Consider the following 16,500-nt stretch of genomic DNA (forward strand, 5'->3'; position numbering starts at 1 on the left):
AAATCCAACATGGTCGCATTAGTTATCGCAGAACACGACAACGCCAGCCTGAAGGCCAGCACCCTGCACACCGTCACCGCCGCCGCGCAAGCGGGCGGCGAGGTGCACGTGCTGGTGGCCGGCTCCAACGCGGGCGCCGCCGCCGCCGCCGCCGCCGCTATCGCCGGCGTCTCGAAAGTGCTCCACGCCGACGCCGCCCACTTCGCTGACGGCCTGGCCGAAAACGTCGCCGAGCAGGCGCTGGCCGTGGCTGGCTCCTACAGCCACATCCTGGCCCCGGCCACCGCCTACGGCAAGAACATCCTGCCGCGCGTGGCCGCCAAGCTGGACGTCGCGCAGATTTCGGAGATCACCAAGGTCGATTCGCCGGACACCTTCGAGCGTCCCATCTACGCCGGCAACGCCATCGCCACCGTGCAATCGGGCGACAAGGTCAAAGTCATCACCGTGCGTTCGACCGGCTTCGACGCCGCCGCCGCCAGCGGTGGTTCGGCCGCCGTGGAAACCGTGGCCGCCGTCGCGGACATCGGCAAGTCGGCCTTCGTCGGCCGCGAAGTGGCCAAGTCGGACCGTCCGGAACTGACCGCCGCCAAGATCATCGTCTCGGGCGGGCGCGGCATGGGCTCGGGCGAAGCGTTCAAGATCCTGGAACCGCTGGCCGACAAGCTGAACGCCGCCATGGGCGCCTCGCGCGCCGCCGTGGACGCCGGCTACGTGCCGAACGACTGGCAGGTTGGCCAGACCGGCAAGATCGTCGCGCCCAACCTGTACATCGCGGTCGGCATCTCCGGCGCGATCCAGCACCTGGCCGGCATGAAGGACTCGAAAACCATCGTCGCCATCAACAAAGATCCGGAAGCGCCGATCTTCTCCGTTGCCGACTACGGCATCGTAGGCGACCTGTTCGAAGTCGTGCCACAACTGGTTGCTGAACTGGGCTAAAAAACCGCGTAAAGCACACTCAGGCCACGCTGATCCGGAACGCCGGATCCCGTGGCCTTATTTTTAACCGCGTCATTCCCGCGCAGGCGGGAATCCATGCTGAGCATGGGCTCCCGCCTGCGCGGGCGCGACAGCGAAGGAGACATAAGATGCCATATCAAGCACCGATCAAAGACATGCTGTTCGTGATGAACGAACTGGCCGACCTGCACGCCGTGAGCCAGCTGCCGGGCTGCGAGGACGCCACCCCGGAAACCGCCGAAGCCGTGCTGGAGGAAAGCGCGAAATTCGTCGCCGGCGAAATCGCCCCGCTGAACCACGCGGGCGACAAGGAGCCCAGCTACTGGACCAAGGACGGGGTGATCACCTCCAAGGGTTTCAAGGAAGCGTTCCGCCAGTTCGCCGACGCCGGCTGGCAGGGCCTGCAGCACCCGACCGACTTCGGCGGCCAAGGCTTGCCGAAGCTGATCGGCACCCCGTGCGTGGAGATGCTGCACGGCGCCAACCTGTCGTTCGCGCTGTGCCCGCTGCTGTCGGACGGCGCCATCGAAGCGCTGCTGATGGCCGGCAGCGACGAGCAGAAAGCCACCTACCTGGAGCCGCTGGTGACCGGCAAGTGGACCGGCACCATGAACCTGACCGAGCCGCAGGCCGGCTCCGACCTGGCCGCCGTGCGCACCCGCGCCGAACCGCAGGCCGACGGCAGGTACAAGATTTTCGGCACCAAGATCTTCATCACCTACGGTGACCACGACATGACCGAAAACATCGTCCACCTGGTGCTGGCGCGCACGCCGGACGCGCCGCCGGGCGTGAAGGGCATCTCGCTGTTCATCGTGCCGAAGTTCCTGGTGAACAAGGACGGCTCGCTGGGCGCGCGCAACGACGCGCACTGCGTGTCGATCGAGCACAAGCTGGGCATCAAGGCCTCGCCGACCGCCGTGCTGCAATTCGGCGACAATGGCGGCGCCATCGGCACCCTGGTGGGAGAAGAGAACCGCGGCCTCGAATACATGTTCATCATGATGAACGCGGCGCGCTTTGGCGTCGGCATGCAGGGCATCGGCCTGTCGGAGCACGCCTACCAGCACGCGCTGGCCTACGCCAAGGACCGCGTGCAGTCGCGCGACCTGAACGGCTCGCCGGCCGGTGTGGCCATCATCAACCATCCGGACGTGCGCCGCCTGCTGATGAACATGCGTTCCCAGACCGAGGCGGCGCGCGCGCTGGCCTACGTCGGCGCCTCGCTGTACGACCGGGCGCACCACAGCGCCGACGCCGACGAGCGCGCGCAAAGCCAGGCCGTGTACGAATACCTGGTGCCGATCATCAAGGGCTGGTCGACCGAACTGTCGCAGGACGTCACGCGCGACGGCGTGCAGATCCACGGCGGCATGGGCTTCATCGAGGAGACCGGCGCGGCGCAGCACTACCGCGACGCCAAGATCCTGACCATCTACGAAGGCACGACCGCCATCCAGGCCAACGACCTGATCGGCCGCAAGACCGTGCGCGACGCCGGCAAGGTGGCCAAGGGCCTGATCGCGCAAGTGCGCGCGACCGAAGCCGAGTTGGCCAAGCTGGAAGGGGCCGACTTCGCCGCCATCCGCAAGCACCTGGCGCAGGGCGCGGCCGACCTGGAGGCGGTGGTGGATTACGTGGTGGCCAACATCAAGGCCGACATCAAGGGCGTGTTCGCAGGCAGCGTGCCGTACCTGAAGCTGGCCGGCATCGTGCTGGGCGGCTGGCAGATGGCGCGCGCGGCCGTGATCGCGCAGCGGAAGCTGGCTGCCGGCGAAGGCGACGCCAGCTTCTACAAAGCCAAGATCGGCACCACGCGCTTCTTCGCCGACCACTTCCTGAGCCAATCGTCGGGCATCCGCACCTCGATCGTCGACGGCAGTTCGGGCGTGCTGGCGCTCGACCTCGATCAGTTCTAAAAATCCGGGGTCAGGTCCGTCATTTCGTCATTCAGGAACTTTCGCCGCCTTTTTTAGTTCCCGTGTGACGAAATGGAAGACCTGACCCCGGAGTTTTTTATGGCCTCGGAGGGTTTTTATGCGGATCGCTGTCGTTTCTGATGTTCATGGTAATTTGCCGGCGCTGGAGGCGGTGGCGGCCGATATCGCGCGGCGCGGCGTGGACAGGGTCGTCAATCTTGGCGACAGTCTGTCCGGGCCGCTGCTGGCGCTGGAGACCGCGCGCTTTCTGATGGCGCGCGATTGGGTCCATTTGGCCGGCAATCATGAGCGGCAGATTTTGCGGCCGCATCAGCGCACCGCGTCCGATGTCCACGCCCATGCGCAACTGGGCGAGGCCGAACTGGCCTGGCTGGCGACCTTGCAGCCCAGCCTGCGGCTGAATCCCGAGGTGCTGCTCTGCCACGGCACCCCGCGCAGCGATCACGAGTATTTTCTGGAAACGGTGGAGCCGGACGGCGTGCGTCTTGCCACGCCGGCGGAAATCGAAATGCGCAGGGCCGGCGCCGAGGCGGCCTTGATTGCCTGCGGCCATACCCATGTGCCGCGCGCGCTGCGCTCGGCGTCGGGCGGTCTGATCGTCAATCCCGGCAGCGTCGGCCTGCAGGCTTACGATGACGATCATCTTCACTATCACGTCATGCAGAACGGCGCCCCCGATGCGCGCTACGCCATCGTCGAACGCGGCGCGCACGGCTGGTCGGCCGCGCTGATTGCCGTCCCTTACGATTGGCGCCCCATGGCCGCGCTGGCCGAACGCAATGGCCGCCCGGACTGGGCGCACGCCATCGCCACCGGCTACGCTAAGCCATCACATCAATAATCGCCTGGTACACGCGCACCGGCTCCTCGGCTATGCGGTTGAGCACGTAGAGGAAGTGTTCCTGCCCGAACACGGCGTACTCGCGGGTCGGGAAGCCGCGCGCCTGCAGGGCGTCGATTTGCTCGGTGCCCAGCCCGATCAGCGATTCGAATTCAAACCAGCGCGGGTCGATGCGCTCCTGCAGGACCAGGTCGCTGATATTGGCCTGGATGCCGCGGTCATGCGTGGCGATCGAGCATTTGTGGCCGCTCAGCAGCAGTTCCTGCGCGTAACGGCGGTAGGCGGTGGCCAGCTCGGGGCTGTTGCGCGCGTGCGCCACCCCCTCCGGCTCCAGGAAGGCGCCTTTCACCAGCCGGATGCGGCCCGGCAGTTTCATCAGCGCCGGCAGGTCCCGCGCCGTGCGGTGGCGCTTGGCCGGCACCGTGATGCCGACGTTGCGCAAATCATCCTCGACATGCAGCCGCGTGTAGATGGCGTAGATGTCGTCGGCGCGGTCGATGCCTTCCATCGAGATCATCACCTCGCGGTTGATCTCGGCGGCGGCCAGCGCGATGCGGCGCGCGTTGCGGTAGCCCAGCTCGCTGTCCACCAGCGAACCCACGTGCGACAGGTCGAACGAGATCGAGCAGTTCAGGTTGCGCTGGCCGATGGCGCGCACCAGTTCCATGAAGACTTCCGTCTCGGCCATGGCGAACGCCTCGTCGCGCACGCTTTCGCCCATGTATTCGGCCGACGCCGCATGGCCGCGCGCGATGATTTGCTCGACGCGCCGCAAGGCCTCATCGACAGTGTGCCCGGCCACGTAGCGCTGCGACACCTTGTGCATATACGGCCGCAGCAGCGGATCGTTGCAGAACCTTTCCTTGGCCGCCTCGTCCAGCGCGAGGGCACGCAGCGCGCCGGCGGCCTGATCCACCAGCGGCTGCCATTCGGCGGGGAAGTTCATCGGCGGATGATGCTGCCGTTGGCGTTTTGCACGCGGTCGCCGGTCAGCATTTGCGGGTCGTGATCGAAGTGGAAGCTGGCCTGGCGGCCGTTGTCGTACTGCACGTGCACGGTCCACTGCTTGGTGGACTTGGCTTTCTCCTCGATCTTCTTGCCGGCGTAGGCGCCGCCGGCCGCGCCGGCCACGGTGGCCAGCTGGCGGCCGTGGCCGCTGCCGACCTGGTTGCCGAGCAGGGCGCCGGCCACGCCGCCGGCGATCACGCCCAGCGCGCTGCCTTCGCCGGCTTTTTCACCGAGCACCACCGAGGTGACCTTGCCGCAGTCGCGGCACTCGCCCGGCTTGGCCGGGCTGGCCTTGTACTGGGCCTTGGCCAGCGCCAGCGACTTGTCGTACTCGGACTTGGCGTCGCGCAGGCATTGCATGCGCTGGCCGGAATCCTGCTCGTCGGCGCACAGCTTTTTATCCTCGGCGTAGCGGGTGGCCAGGCGCTTGGTTTCGGCGTTGTATTGTTCTTTCGGGCTTTGCGCCTGCGCCGCGGAGGCCAGGCTGGCCAGCAGCACGGCGGCCATGATGGAACGGTTGGACATGTTGTTCTCCTTGTTGTTAGCCGTAGGCGCCACCAGTGTACAGCAAGTCAAACAGGCGCGAGATGGTGGCGATCAACGCGCCGCAGCCGACCATCATGCTGGCCACCAGCACCACCGCCACCGGCCAGCGCGTGTCCGACCGCCGGCCGGAGTGGGGGTTGTGGCGGGCGTCCCATTTCTCGTCCGGCGTCAGTCCCAGCAGCAGCGCCTGCAGGAAGCCGGCCAGGCCCGACAGCGTGATCGGCAACAGCTTGTAGAAGCCGTTGGCCTCGGGCGCCATCAGCGCCACCAGCAGCGCCAGCGGCAGGCTGGCCAGGTGCAGCCACAGCCAGCGGTCGCGCCAGCCGCCCAGATACAGCCGGTGCAGGCCGATGCCGCCCAGCAGGAAGGCCAGCAGGGCGGCGATGGTCTTGTTTTTGTGGCGCGGGTGATGCGAAACAGTCATGGTTGTTTGGCAAAATAGTCGGTAAACCAGCAGTATCAGGCATAATACGGCCCCCGGCACGCCTTTTTTGCGGGCAAAGCTATTGCCCCGGACGCCGGAACAAGGGATAATCTTCGATTGCCCCAACATGCCCAATTATTTCATTAACGCTTGCTGCCACGCGGCAAAGCGCGCTATAATTTGCGGCTTTTTCCGTCCTAGCACAATTTTTGGAAATATTATGGTCGTTATTCGTTTAGCTCGTGGTGGTGCCAAGAAGCGCCCTTTCTTCAACATCGTTGCAACCGATTCGCGTAATCGTCGCGATGGCCGTTTCATCGAGCGCATTGGTTTCTACAACCCAATGGCAGCAGGTGGCGAAGTCGGCCTGCGCATCACCGAAGACCGCCTGGCGCACTGGCAGTCGGTTGGCGCGCAACTGTCGCCTACCGTGGCTCGTCTGGTTGCTCAAAACAAAAAAGCAGCCTAAGCCAAGCTGGTAACCGGTTTGACCGATAAGACTGCATCCGGGGTGAAAATCCCCGACGATCTGGCACAGGTAGGCTTTGTCTTCGGTGCTTACGGCGTCGCAGGCTGGGTGAGGATACGTCCTTTCTCGGAAGATGCGGATGCGCTCATCAAGGTTAAAACCTGGTGGTTGGATAAGCCGGCGTTGCGCGACGTGGACGTCCAGCAGGTCAAACTGCATGGCGGCGATGTCGTGGCGCGCCTGGTTGGCGTGACTGACCGGAACGTGGCCGAAGCGCTCAAGGGCGCCGCTGTCTACATTCCGCAAAGCCGCTTCCCGGTCTTGTCCGACGATGAGTTTTACTGGGCCGAGCTGATCGGTCTGGATGTAGAGAATCTGCAAGGCGAGCACCTCGGCAAGGTGACCGACATGATGAGCAATGGTCCGCAGTCGATCTTGCGCGTCAACCCGGTCGCGGCCGCTGATGCCGACCCCGAGGAAGTTGAGGCGCAGGAGCGCCTGATCCCGTTTGTGGACGCGTACATCAGCAAGGTGGACAAGGAAGCAAAGAAGATCATCGTCGACTGGGGCCTTGATTACTAAGCACGCAACATTGAAGGGCGGTTCGCCATGCAATTTGATGTCGTAACCCTGTTCCCGGAAATGTTTGCCGCGATTACGCAGTCGGGTGTGACCCGGCGCGCGTTTGAACAGAATAAATGTGGCCTGTCGCTGTGGAATCCGCGTGATTTCACCACCGACAATCACCGCACCGTGGATGACCGCCCCTATGGCGGCGGCCCCGGCATGGTGATGCTGGCCAAGCCGCTGGAGCTGACCATCAACGCAGCCAGGCAGCGCCAGACCGACGCCGGTCTGCCGCCGCCGCGCGTGCTGTTCATGTCGCCCCAGGGCAAGCAGTTGACGCATGAGCGCGTGATGGCGCTGAAGCAGGAGCCCGGCGTGGTGATCCTGTGCGGCCGTTACGAGGCGGTGGACCAGCGTTTGCTGGACCGCGTGGTCGATGAGGAAATCAGCCTTGGCGATTTCGTGCTGTCCGGCGGCGAGCTGCCGGCGATGGCCTTGATGGACGCGGTGATCCGCCTGCTTCCCGGCGTGCTGAACACCGACGCCTCGGCCATCGAGGACAGCTTCTTCAATGGCCTGCTCGATTCGCCGCACTACACGCGGCCGGAAACGTATGAAGGTGTGGGCGTGCCGCCGGTGCTGATGGGCGGCAACCACGCCGAGATTGAAAAATGGCGCCGCCAGCGCATGCTGGAGGCGACCGCGCGCAAGCGACCGGATTTGCTCATCAAAGCGCGTGAGGCAGGACTGCTCACCAAGCGCGACGAGCAATTTTTGGCGGGCCTGTAGGCCCGTCTGTTATAACCCCATCCTCTACTGGGCAGAGTTTTTACTCACAGCGCGCCAGCACGATGGTTTTTGGAGTCATTAAAAATGAACCTGATTCAACAACTCGAGCAAGAAGAAATCGCTCGCCTGGGCAAAAACATCCCTGAGTTTGCTCCTGGCGATACCGTGGTGGTCAACGTGAACGTAGTCGAAGGCACCCGCAAGCGCGCCCAGGCTTACGAAGGCGTGGTCATCTCCCGTCGCAACCGTGGCCTGAACTCGAACTTCATCGTTCGCAAGATCTCGTCCGGCGAAGGCGTCGAGCGTACCTTCCAGCTGTACTCGCCGCTGATCGCTTCGATCGAAGTGAAACGCCGCGGTGACGTACGTCGCGCTAAGCTGTACTACCTGCGTGATCGTTCCGGCAAATCGGCACGTATCAAGGAAAAACTGCCAAACCGTCGCCCAGCGGCGAAAGCAGCCGAGTAATATCGGTTGTGTTTGGAAAGGGCGCTTCGCAGGCGCCCACGAAAGGCGCCGCTGGCGCCTTTTTGTTTTCAAAAAGGAGCCAGCATGGCCAAGCCACCGTTCGATCCCCAGCAACTGCCCATCGAAGCCATCGCCGGCGAGCCCGCCGTGGCGGCGCAGCGCCTGACACCCGACTGGCTGCGCGCCCGCTTCGCCGCGCCGCCCGCCGCCTGGACGCCGGAGGACCGCGAGCGCGTGATGCCGGGCCGCGACGCGCGCGCGCCGACCCCGGCCTCGGTGCTGATCCCGCTGGTGCTGCGCCCCAACGGCCTGACCGTGCTGCTGACCCAGCGCACCGCCCACCTGACCGACCACGCCGGCCAGATCAGCTTTCCCGGCGGCCGCGCCGAGGATTACGACCGCGACGCCGTCGACACCGCGCTGCGCGAATCGCAGGAGGAGATCGGCCTGGCGCGCGCCCACGTGGAGGTGCTGGGCGCCTTGCCGGACTATCTCACCGGCACCGGTTATTGCGTCACGCCCGTGGTGGGGCTGCTGCGGCCGCCGTTTGAGGTCACCGCCGATCCGGACGAGGTGGCGGCCATCTTCGAGGTGCCGCTGGCCTTCCTGATGGATGGCGCCAACCACCAGCGCCTGTCGGTCGAGCTGCCGGGCGGACGCCGCAGCTTCTACGCCATGCCCTACGAGGGTTATTACATCTGGGGCGCCACCGCCGGCATGCTGCGCAATCTGTTCCATTTCTTGCGCGCAGAGTGAGAACTAGGCTATCGTAACGTCCATTAAGGGCAGGACGACACTAAGGACATACATGACTTTTCTTTCCATCTTATGCGCGCTGCTGATCGAGCAGATGAAGCCGCTGCGCGCAGACAATCCGATTTACGCCGAGATCAAGAGCCTGGCGTTGCGGATGGAGACCTGGTTTAACGCCGGCCACTCGACCCATGGCCGCCTGGGCTGGTTCCTGATGATGACCATCCTGATGGTGCCGACCGCCGCCATCTATTGGACCCTGCGCCACTACAACTGGTTCCTGGCCGCTTTCGCCTGGAATGTGCTGATCGTCTACCTGACGCTGGGCTTCCGCCATTACAGCCACTATTTCACCTCGATCCAGCTGGCCCTGAATGCCGGCGACGAGGCCGGCGCGCGCGCCTTGCTGGCCGAGTGGACCAGGCTCGATACGGTCGGCATGGAAGCGTCCGAGATCACCCGCATCGCGGTCGAGAAATCGCTCATCACCACGCACCGCAATGTGTTCGGCGTGTTCTTCTGGTTCCTGATGCCGCTCGGCCCGGCCGGCGCCGTGATGTACCGCGTGGCCGAGCACTTGGCGCGCGCCTGGAACGAGCCCGAGCACATGCGCAACGAGGCGTTCGGCCAGTTCGCCGCGCGCGCGTTCTACTGGATCGACTGGGTGCCGGTGCGCCTGACCGCCGTGGCCTTCGCCGTGGTCGGCAACTTCGAGGATGCGATCTACGCCTGGCGCAACTTCGCGCACCGCTGGTCGAACGAGGCGATCGGCATCATCCTGTCGGCCGGCGGCGGCGCCATGGGCGTGCGCCTGGGCACGCCGGCGGAAAACGCCGTCAAGGCGCAGTTCGTTGACGCCACCACGGTCGACGTCGAGGTCGAGCCGGACGTGATGCCGGGCGACGAACCGAATATCCGCGCGCTGCAAAGCACGGTCGGCCTGGTGTGGCGCGCGCTGTTGTTGTGGATGATGCTGTTGTTGCTGCTGTCGAGCGCGGTTTGGCTCGGGGGATCGCCTTAAGCAGGGTACAATAGCGGTATCGCCTTGGTGCGGAGCGCGCATTTTCCGCACCAAAATAGGATATTCCTTGAAAAAGATGTTCCTTATCAAGGGCTTACTTATTTAGGTCTTCTATAAGATATAATACGTAAGATTCCTTCCCCCTCTACGCAGAAGCAGCCGCGCCTATGTCAGTTCAAAAACCGGCAGAACAGCAAGATTCGTTCTTCATCCTTGGCCAAACCAGCAATGGCAGGCAGTTCCGTCCGAGCGACTGGGCGGAGCGCCTGTGCGGGGTGATGGCCTGCTTCAAGCCGGAAGGCTCCGGCGGCGGCCGCGACTCCCACCTGCAGTTCTCGCCCTACGTGACGCCGACCGTGGTCAACGGCGTCAAGTCGGTGGTGGTGAACGGCAAGCTGCGCGCGCTGGAGCCGATGGCCTACCACTTCGTGCTGTCGTTCGCCAAGGACAACGACCTGCAGGTGGTGGACGCCTGCCTCGTCCCTGAAAAGAATTAATTTTTCCTTAAGTATCTTTCCACCGTGGCGCGGTGGGCGTATGCTGCTTGTTCTTATCTTTTTTGCGAGAGACTATGAACAACAGCCGTCTGAAACACGCCGCCGCCGCCAGCCTCCTGCTGTGCGGGATGTCCTTTGTCGCCACCGGAAGCGCCTGGGCCGCCGCCGCCCCGGCGGCGCCCGCGCTGCCCGCCGGCGTGGTGAAAGGGCCGTCGGTCGAAGGCATCACCGAATACCGGTTGCCGAACGGCCTGAAAGTGCTGCTGTTCCCGGACGCCTCCAAGCCCACCGTCACCGTCAACGTCACCTACCTGGTCGGCTCGCGCCACGAGAACTATGGCGAGACCGGCATGGCGCACCTGCTGGAGCACATGCTGTTCAAGGGCTCGCCCAAGAACAAGGCGATTCCGAAGGAGTTCGCTGAGCGCGGCATGGAGTTCAACGGCACCACCTCGAATGACCGCACCAATTACTACGAGGTGTTCCAGGCTAGCACCGAGAACCTGAAGTGGGCGCTGGAGATGGAGGCCGACCGCATGGTCAACTCCTTCGTCGCGCGCAAGGACCTGGACTCGGAGATGACCGTGGTGCGCAACGAGTACGAGGCCGGCGAGAACAGCCCGTTCGGCGTGCTGCTGAAGCGCATGCAGAGCATCGCCTACGACTGGCATTCCTACGGCCGTTCGACCATCGGCAACCGCAGCGACATCGAGAACGTCAAGATCGAGAACCTGCAGGCGTTCTACAAGACCTACTACCAGCCGGACAACGCGGTGCTGCTGGTGGCCGGCAAATTCGATCCGGCGCAGACGCTGTCGTGGATCACCAAGTCGTTCGGCAAGATCCCGAAACCGAAGCGCGCCCTGCCGCCATTCTGGACCGTCGAGCCGACCCAGGACGGTGAGCGCAGCTTCACCGTGCGCCGCAAGGGCGACGTGCAGATCGTCGCGCTGGGCTACAAGATCCCAAGCGCGCTGCAGCCCGACAGCGATGCCATCAGCTTCATGTCGCAGATCCTCGGCGACGAGCCGACCGGCCGCCTGCACAAGCAGCTGGTGGAAAGCGGCAAGGCCGCGCAGGTGTTCAGCTTCGGCATGACCGGCTACGCGCCGGGCCTGCAGATCATCGGCGCCGTGGTCAAGTCGGGCGAGCCGCTGGAGCCGGTGCGCCAGGCCCTGACCGAGGCGGTGGAGAGCTTCGCCAAGACGCCGCCGACCGCGGAGGAGATGGAGCGCACCCGCCGCAACTTCGCCAACTACATCGAGAAGTCGCTCAACGATCCGCAGCGCGTGGGCGTGACCCTGTCGGAAGAGGTGGCGTTGGGCGACTGGCGCCTGCTGTTCCTCGGCCGCGACAAGCTGCCGGAGATCACCTCGCAGCAGGTGGCCGAGGTGGCGGCGCGTTACCTCAAGCGCGATAACCGCGTGGTGGGCGAGTTCATCCCGGAAGACAATCCGCAGCGCGCCGACATTCCGGCCGCGCCGCCGGTGGCCGAGGTGATGAAGGACTTCAAGGGCAAGGACAGCGTGCTGACCTCGGAGGTGTTCGATCCGAGCCAGGACAACATCAACGCCCGCACCGAGATCAAGGCCATCGGCGGCCTGAAAGTGGCGCTGCTGCCGAAGAAGAATCGCGGCGAAACCGTGGCCGTGAATCTGGCCCTGCATTGGGGCGACGAGAAGAACCTGGCCAACACCTCGATCACGGGCGCCATCGCCAACGAGATGCTGATGCGCGGCACCAGCAAGTACACGCGCGAACAGCTGGCCGACGCCTTCTCCAAGCTGAAGATCACCGGCACGCCGTACAACTTCGAGACCACCGGTCCGAATCTGGACGCGGCGCTGCGCCTGGTGGCGCACGTGCTGAAGGACGCCAGCTTCCCGCAGGCCGAGTTCGAGCAGCTGCGCCAGCAGTGGATCGTCGGCCTGGAATACTCGCGCAGCGAGCCGCAGGTGCTGGCCAACGAAGCCATCGAGCAGCACTTCAACCACTATCCGCAAGGCGACATCCGCCGCGCGCTGACCACCGCCGAGAAGCTGGAGGCGGTGAAGGCCCTGAAGCTGGAGGACGTGATCGCATATCACCGCGATTTCTACGGCGCCAACCACGGCGAGCTGGCGATCGTCGGCGACTTCGACAAGGCCGCCATCAGCAAGACCATCGATGAAAGCTTCACCGGCTGGAACAGCAAGGCCTCGTATGCGCCCGTCCTGACCACCAATGTGGACAAGGCGCCGTTGCGTGTGTCGCTGAATGCGCCGGACAAGGAGAATGGTTCCTACACCGCGCGCCAGGCGCTGGACCTGAACGTCAACGATCCTGACTATCCGCTGCTGGACCTGGCCAACTACATCTTCGGCGGCGGCGCGCTGAAATCGCGCATGATGGACCGCATCCGCCAGAAGGACGGCCTGTCCTACGGCGGCGGCAGCGGCGTGCACGCCGGTGACGAGGACCGCGCCGGCGCCTTCGGCATGGGCGCCATCGCCGCGCCGCAGAACCTGAAGAAGCTGGAGGCGGCGATCCGCGAGGAACTGGAGCGCGCGCTGAAGGAAGGCTTCACGCAGGCGGAGCTGGATGGCGCCAAATCGGGCCTGCTGCAACAGCGTCTGCAGAATCGCGCCAAGGACAACGTGGTCGCTTCGGGCTGGACGCGCAACCTGTATCTGGGCCGCACCTACAGCTGGAGCAAGGATTACGAGACCAAGCTGAAAGCGGCCACGCTGGCGCAGGTGAACGCGGCCTTCCGCAAATACATCGATCCGGGCAAGCTGTCGGTGGCGGTGGCGGGCGACCAGGCCAAGGCCGATGCCGCCGCAGCGGCGCCCAAGAAGCCTTAAAACTTCGGCAGGCGGTCCAGCGTGATCACGTTTGGATCGCCGTAGATCTTGCGCTTGTGGGCGTTGGTGTTGTGGTATTCACCGGTCCAGAAATTATCCGGACTGGTGACGCCTTCAGGACCGGCGCCGTCGTTCCATACCATGAACCACAGCCAGCGCTGGCCGTCCACCAGGTCGGGAATATGGCTGGTTTCGGACAGCGCCACCGGCTTGCCGTGTTGCGCCGTCTTGCGCCACGCCTCGGCGTAATTGTTCTCGTAGACGTCGTAGCCGGTGAGATCCACCACGTCGTCGCCCGGATACCAGGACGGATCCTGTCCATTCCACACCCAGATCAGGTTACGCAGCTGGTGCGTTTGCGTCAGGCGCTCGTGCATGTGGCGCCACAGCGCGATGTGGCCCTCGCGCGAGGTGCCCCACCAGAACCAGCCGCCGGCCGCCTCGTGCAGCGGACGCCATAACACCGGGACGTTGGCGGCCTGCAGGCGCTTGAGCTCAACGGCGATGCGGTCGATGGCCTCGTCGATCTTGCGGTAGTCGGCCACCGGCAGGCGGTAGGGCGTCTCCTTGGTGTAGAACTTGCCGTTCTCCATGCGCCAGTGCCAGTGGAAGGACACCAGGCCGCCGCGCGCGGCCCAGGCGATGGCTTCCTCGGTCTGATGGTGGCCGTCGCCCTCGGTGGTGTCGTAGTAGTTCATGAAGTCATAGCCCATCAGCGCCGGATACTTGCCGGTGTCGTGGTACACGCGTTCGGCCATGTCGACGCTGTCGCGCCAGGTCAGGTCGGCCTGGCCGGCGAGGGTTTGCTTGCCCCAGATGCCGAGCAGGTAGTTGTAGACAGCCTGCGTTTTATCGTCACGCGGCGCGGCGCCGGCCGAGGCCAGCGCGAAGGCAAGGAGCAGGGGAAGGTATCTCATGTCGCCAATGTAGCGCCGGAACGCGCGCCCCACAATCATTTTGCTGTTTCAGCCCCGTGTTTAGCGCGTTGCGTGCACGTTTTGCGATTATGTACTATCATTAGTTACATGAGACGAGACAGCAAACTTTCCTCCATCCTGCACGTGCTGCTGCACATGGCGCACGGCGACAGGCCGTTGACTTCCGAAGAGCTGGCCGGCTACCTCGGCACCAACCCGGTGCTGGTGCGGCGCGTGCTGGCCGGGTTGCGCGAGCGCGGGTACGTGGGGGCTGACAAGGGACATGGCGGCGGCTGGCGCATCACCTGCGACCTGCGCGCGGTGACGCTGCACGACATCTACGAGGCGGTCGGCGCGCCGGCCGTATTCGCGATGGGGCACCGCGACGAGCATCCGCAATGCCTGGTGGAGCGCGCCGTCAACCAAGCGCTGGGCAGCGCCTTCGATGAGGCGGAGGCGCTGCTGCTGTCCCGTTTCAAGGACGTCACGCTGGCTGACCTGTCCAAGCGGTTCAACCAGCATCACAAGGGAGCGCACCATGGACACATATGACGTTATCGTGGTCGGCGGCAGCTACGCCGGCATTTCGGCCGCCATGCAATTGGCGCGGGCGCGCCGCCGCGTGCTGGTCGTCGATGCCGGGCGGCGGCGCAACCGCTACGCCAGGCACTCGCATGGCTTCCTCGGCCAGGACGGACGCGAGGCCGCCGCCATCGTGGCCGACGCCCGCGCCCAACTGATGAAGTATGGCACCGTGCGGTGGCATGACGGCACGGCCACGCTGGCGGTGCCGCGGGATGGCGGCTTCCGCGTGTCGCTGGCCGATGGCGAAGCGGCTCACGGCCAGCGGCTGGTGCTGGCCACCGGCGTGGTGGATGAACTGCCAGCCATTCCGGGGCTGGCCGAGCGCTGGGGCGCCAGCGTGTTCCATTGCCCGTATTGCCACGGCTATGAGCTGGAGCAGGGCCGCATCGGCGTACTGGCGACCGGCGCGCATTCGCTGCATCACGCGCTGATGCTGCCGGACTGGGGGCAGGTGACCTTCTTCCTCAACGCCGCGTTCGAGCCGGACGCCGAACAGCTGGCCAAGCTCGCGGCGCGCGGCGTGACGCTGGAGCGCACGCCGGTGCGGGCCATCGCCGGCCGCGCCACCGTGGCGTTGCGGGACGGCCGGGAAATGGCGATGGACGGCCTGTTTGTCGTGAGCCGCCTGCGCGGCGCCAGCCCGCTGGCCGAGTTGCTGGGCTGCGACATGGAGGAGGGCGCGCTTGGCAAGTACGTGCGCACCGATATGATGAAGGCGACCAGCGTCGCCGGCGTCTATGCCTGCGGGGACCTCGCGCGCATGACCGGCAACGTGGCGATGGCGGTGGCCGATGGCGCCATGGCTGGCGCGGCCGCGCACCAGTCGCTGATGTTCGGCGCGCCGGCCTAGGCGTTCAGTTCCGCCACGAAATCGTACATGTCGCCGCGGAAGTAGGAGCGGCAGAACTCCACCGCGCGGCCATCGCGGTGGAAGCCCAGGCGTTCCACCGCCAGCCCCGCCGCCCCATCCTCGGCCTGCAGCAGCGCCGCCTGTTCGCCGTTGAGCAGCAGGGCGCTCAGGCGTTGCAGGGCGCGCACCGGGCGGTTGCCGGCCGCCTCCAGCGCTTCATACATGGACATCTCCACCGCGTCGATGGACGGCAGGAACGCCGCCGCGATGGTGGCGTACTCGATGCACATCGGGATCTCGTCGGCGTAGCGGATGCGGTTGAAGCGGTACACCGGCGAACCGGGGCTGAGCCGCAGGCGCAGCGCTTCCTCCGGCGTCACCGTGCCGGTGGAGCGTTTGAGCCACACGCTGCGCGGCGTGCGCCCGCGCGCCCGCATGTCCTCCGAAAAGGAGGTCAGCTTGGCGAAGTTTTTCTCAATGCGGGTATTGATGAAGTTCCCCGAGCCGGGCCGGCGCACCAGCAAGCCCTCCGACACCAGGCCGTCGATGGCCTTGCGCACCGTGATGCGCGACAAATCCAGCTCCGCCGCCAGCAGGCGCTCGGCCGGCAGCGCCGCCTCCGTTCCGTACACCCCCTTGTCGATCGCTGCACGCAGCGCCCGCTGCAACTGCTGATACAGGGGCAGGTTGCTGCCTCGCCCCAGGGTTTCCATGATCTGTGCCAACGAGCTCATGCGCCGTCCCGTAAATGTGTATGTCGCTTTGATAATACCAAAAAGAGCCATGGCGTTGGTATTGCACTGGTATTCTGCTGGTCCCTTTGTTGCCCCATGGGATTAGTGTGGCTGCTATGCCACGTTAATGCAAAGTGGTATGTGTTCGGCTCACAACATATGAAAAAAATATTCAAATTGGTAGTGTTCTGGTATTGGACTGGAGTATATTTGAGTAAGTGGTTTTGAAGTGGTTGCAAAAAAAGGGATCTGTGGGAGGTTGCGGCGGCAACGCCCGCGTGAAGG

General features: G+C 64.8%; 18 protein-coding genes. 13 read left to right on the forward strand and 5 right to left on the reverse strand.

All coding sequences use genetic code 11. The features are described 5' to 3' along the window. Nucleotides 1-9 precede the first annotated feature (9 nt). The 3 genes from FHW83_RS11755 (at nt 10) to FHW83_RS11765 (ending at nt 3,744) form a co-directional block, all read left to right on the forward strand. Nucleotides 10-942 carry an electron transfer flavoprotein subunit alpha/FixB family protein gene (locus FHW83_RS11755; RefSeq protein WP_176646528.1) on the forward strand — a complete coding sequence of 311 codons (933 nt, stop codon included), beginning with the start codon at nt 10-12 and terminating at the stop codon, nt 940-942. Between the two features lie 149 nt (nt 943-1,091). Beyond that, a complete protein-coding gene (locus tag FHW83_RS11760) occupies nt 1,092-2,882 on the forward strand; it encodes an acyl-CoA dehydrogenase (protein WP_176646529.1) in 1,791 nt (596 codons plus the stop codon). Between the two features lie 118 nt (nt 2,883-3,000). Then, nucleotides 3,001-3,744: a metallophosphoesterase gene (locus FHW83_RS11765; protein ID WP_176646530.1), complete on the forward strand. Its 744-nt coding sequence runs from the start codon at nt 3,001-3,003 to the stop codon at nt 3,742-3,744. Here FHW83_RS11765 and FHW83_RS11770 read toward each other — a convergent pair. From FHW83_RS11770 to FHW83_RS11780, 3 genes are read right to left on the reverse strand one after another with little or no spacing between them, the layout of a single operon-like run. Then, entirely contained in the window at nt 3,725-4,690 is a 966-nt protein-coding gene (locus FHW83_RS11770) for a proline dehydrogenase family protein (RefSeq protein ID WP_176646531.1), read from the reverse strand. The two genes, FHW83_RS11765 and FHW83_RS11770, sit on opposite strands and share 20 nt — an antisense overlap. After that, nucleotides 4,687-5,277 (reverse strand): glycine zipper 2TM domain-containing protein, encoded by a 591-nt coding sequence (locus FHW83_RS11775; RefSeq protein WP_176646532.1) that lies wholly within the window; start codon nt 5,275-5,277, stop codon nt 4,687-4,689. Before FHW83_RS11775 ends, FHW83_RS11770 begins: the two co-directional genes overlap by 4 nt. A 16-nt stretch (nt 5,278-5,293) precedes the next feature. Continuing rightward, complete coding sequence (locus tag FHW83_RS11780; protein ID WP_176646533.1) at nt 5,294-5,722, reverse strand: NINE protein; 429 nt, start codon at nt 5,720-5,722, stop codon at nt 5,294-5,296. A gap of 220 nt (nt 5,723-5,942) precedes the next feature. Here FHW83_RS11780 and rpsP point away from each other — a divergent pair, with 220 nt between their 5' ends. From rpsP to FHW83_RS11820, 8 genes are all read left to right on the forward strand, one after another. Beyond that, complete coding sequence (gene rpsP / locus FHW83_RS11785; protein ID WP_176646534.1) at nt 5,943-6,191, forward strand: 30S ribosomal protein S16; 249 nt, start codon at nt 5,943-5,945, stop codon at nt 6,189-6,191. An 18-nt stretch (nt 6,192-6,209) separates the two neighbouring features. Continuing rightward, nucleotides 6,210-6,773, forward strand: a complete 564-nt coding sequence (gene rimM / locus FHW83_RS11790) for a ribosome maturation factor RimM (protein ID WP_218106250.1) — start codon at nt 6,210-6,212, stop codon at nt 6,771-6,773. A 27-nt stretch (nt 6,774-6,800) separates the two neighbouring features. Next, entirely contained in the window at nt 6,801-7,547 is a 747-nt protein-coding gene (gene trmD / locus FHW83_RS11795) for a tRNA (guanosine(37)-N1)-methyltransferase TrmD (protein WP_176646535.1), read from the forward strand. A gap of 84 nt (nt 7,548-7,631) precedes the next feature. Then, complete coding sequence (gene rplS, locus FHW83_RS11800; protein ID WP_155463638.1) at nt 7,632-8,015, forward strand: 50S ribosomal protein L19; 384 nt, start codon at nt 7,632-7,634, stop codon at nt 8,013-8,015. A gap of 84 nt (nt 8,016-8,099) precedes the next feature. Continuing rightward, on the forward strand, nt 8,100-8,771 hold the full coding sequence (locus FHW83_RS11805; protein ID WP_176646536.1) for a CoA pyrophosphatase: 672 nt from the start codon (nt 8,100-8,102) through the stop codon (nt 8,769-8,771). 52 nt (nt 8,772-8,823) lie between these two features. Next, a complete protein-coding gene (locus FHW83_RS11810; RefSeq protein ID WP_176646537.1) occupies nt 8,824-9,789 on the forward strand; it encodes a CobD/CbiB family protein in 966 nt (321 codons plus the stop codon). A 167-nt stretch (nt 9,790-9,956) separates the two neighbouring features. After that, a complete protein-coding gene (locus tag FHW83_RS11815) occupies nt 9,957-10,286 on the forward strand; it encodes a DUF3579 domain-containing protein (RefSeq protein ID WP_155463641.1) in 330 nt (109 codons plus the stop codon). Between the two features lie 74 nt (nt 10,287-10,360). Then, a complete protein-coding gene (locus FHW83_RS11820) occupies nt 10,361-13,129 on the forward strand; it encodes a pitrilysin family protein (protein ID WP_176646538.1) in 2,769 nt (922 codons plus the stop codon). On the opposite strand, the gene FHW83_RS11825 is transcribed toward FHW83_RS11820, so the two are convergent. Beyond that, nucleotides 13,126-14,046: a glycosyl hydrolase gene (locus tag FHW83_RS11825; RefSeq protein ID WP_229224134.1), complete on the reverse strand. Its 921-nt coding sequence runs from the start codon at nt 14,044-14,046 to the stop codon at nt 13,126-13,128. The two genes, FHW83_RS11820 and FHW83_RS11825, sit on opposite strands and share 4 nt — an antisense overlap. A gap of 108 nt (nt 14,047-14,154) precedes the next feature. Between FHW83_RS11825 and FHW83_RS11830 the strand changes: the two genes are divergently transcribed. Both FHW83_RS11830 and FHW83_RS11835 read left to right on the forward strand, forming a co-directional pair. Then, nucleotides 14,155-14,598: an Rrf2 family transcriptional regulator gene (locus FHW83_RS11830; protein ID WP_176646540.1), complete on the forward strand. Its 444-nt coding sequence runs from the start codon at nt 14,155-14,157 to the stop codon at nt 14,596-14,598. Beyond that, complete coding sequence (locus tag FHW83_RS11835; RefSeq protein ID WP_176646541.1) at nt 14,585-15,481, forward strand: NAD(P)/FAD-dependent oxidoreductase; 897 nt, start codon at nt 14,585-14,587, stop codon at nt 15,479-15,481. The genes FHW83_RS11830 and FHW83_RS11835 overlap by 14 nt, the downstream gene beginning before the upstream one ends. Here the strand turns inward: FHW83_RS11835 and FHW83_RS11840 are convergent. Further along, nucleotides 15,478-16,215 carry a GntR family transcriptional regulator gene (locus FHW83_RS11840; protein WP_176646542.1) on the reverse strand — a complete coding sequence of 246 codons (738 nt, stop codon included), beginning with the start codon at nt 16,213-16,215 and terminating at the stop codon, nt 15,478-15,480. The genes FHW83_RS11835 and FHW83_RS11840 overlap by 4 nt on opposite strands. Between the last annotated feature and the right edge of the window lie 285 nt (nt 16,216-16,500).

This window comes from Duganella sp. SG902 (genome assembly GCF_013376005.1).
Taxonomy (GTDB): domain Bacteria; phylum Pseudomonadota; class Gammaproteobacteria; order Burkholderiales; family Burkholderiaceae_D; genus Rugamonas.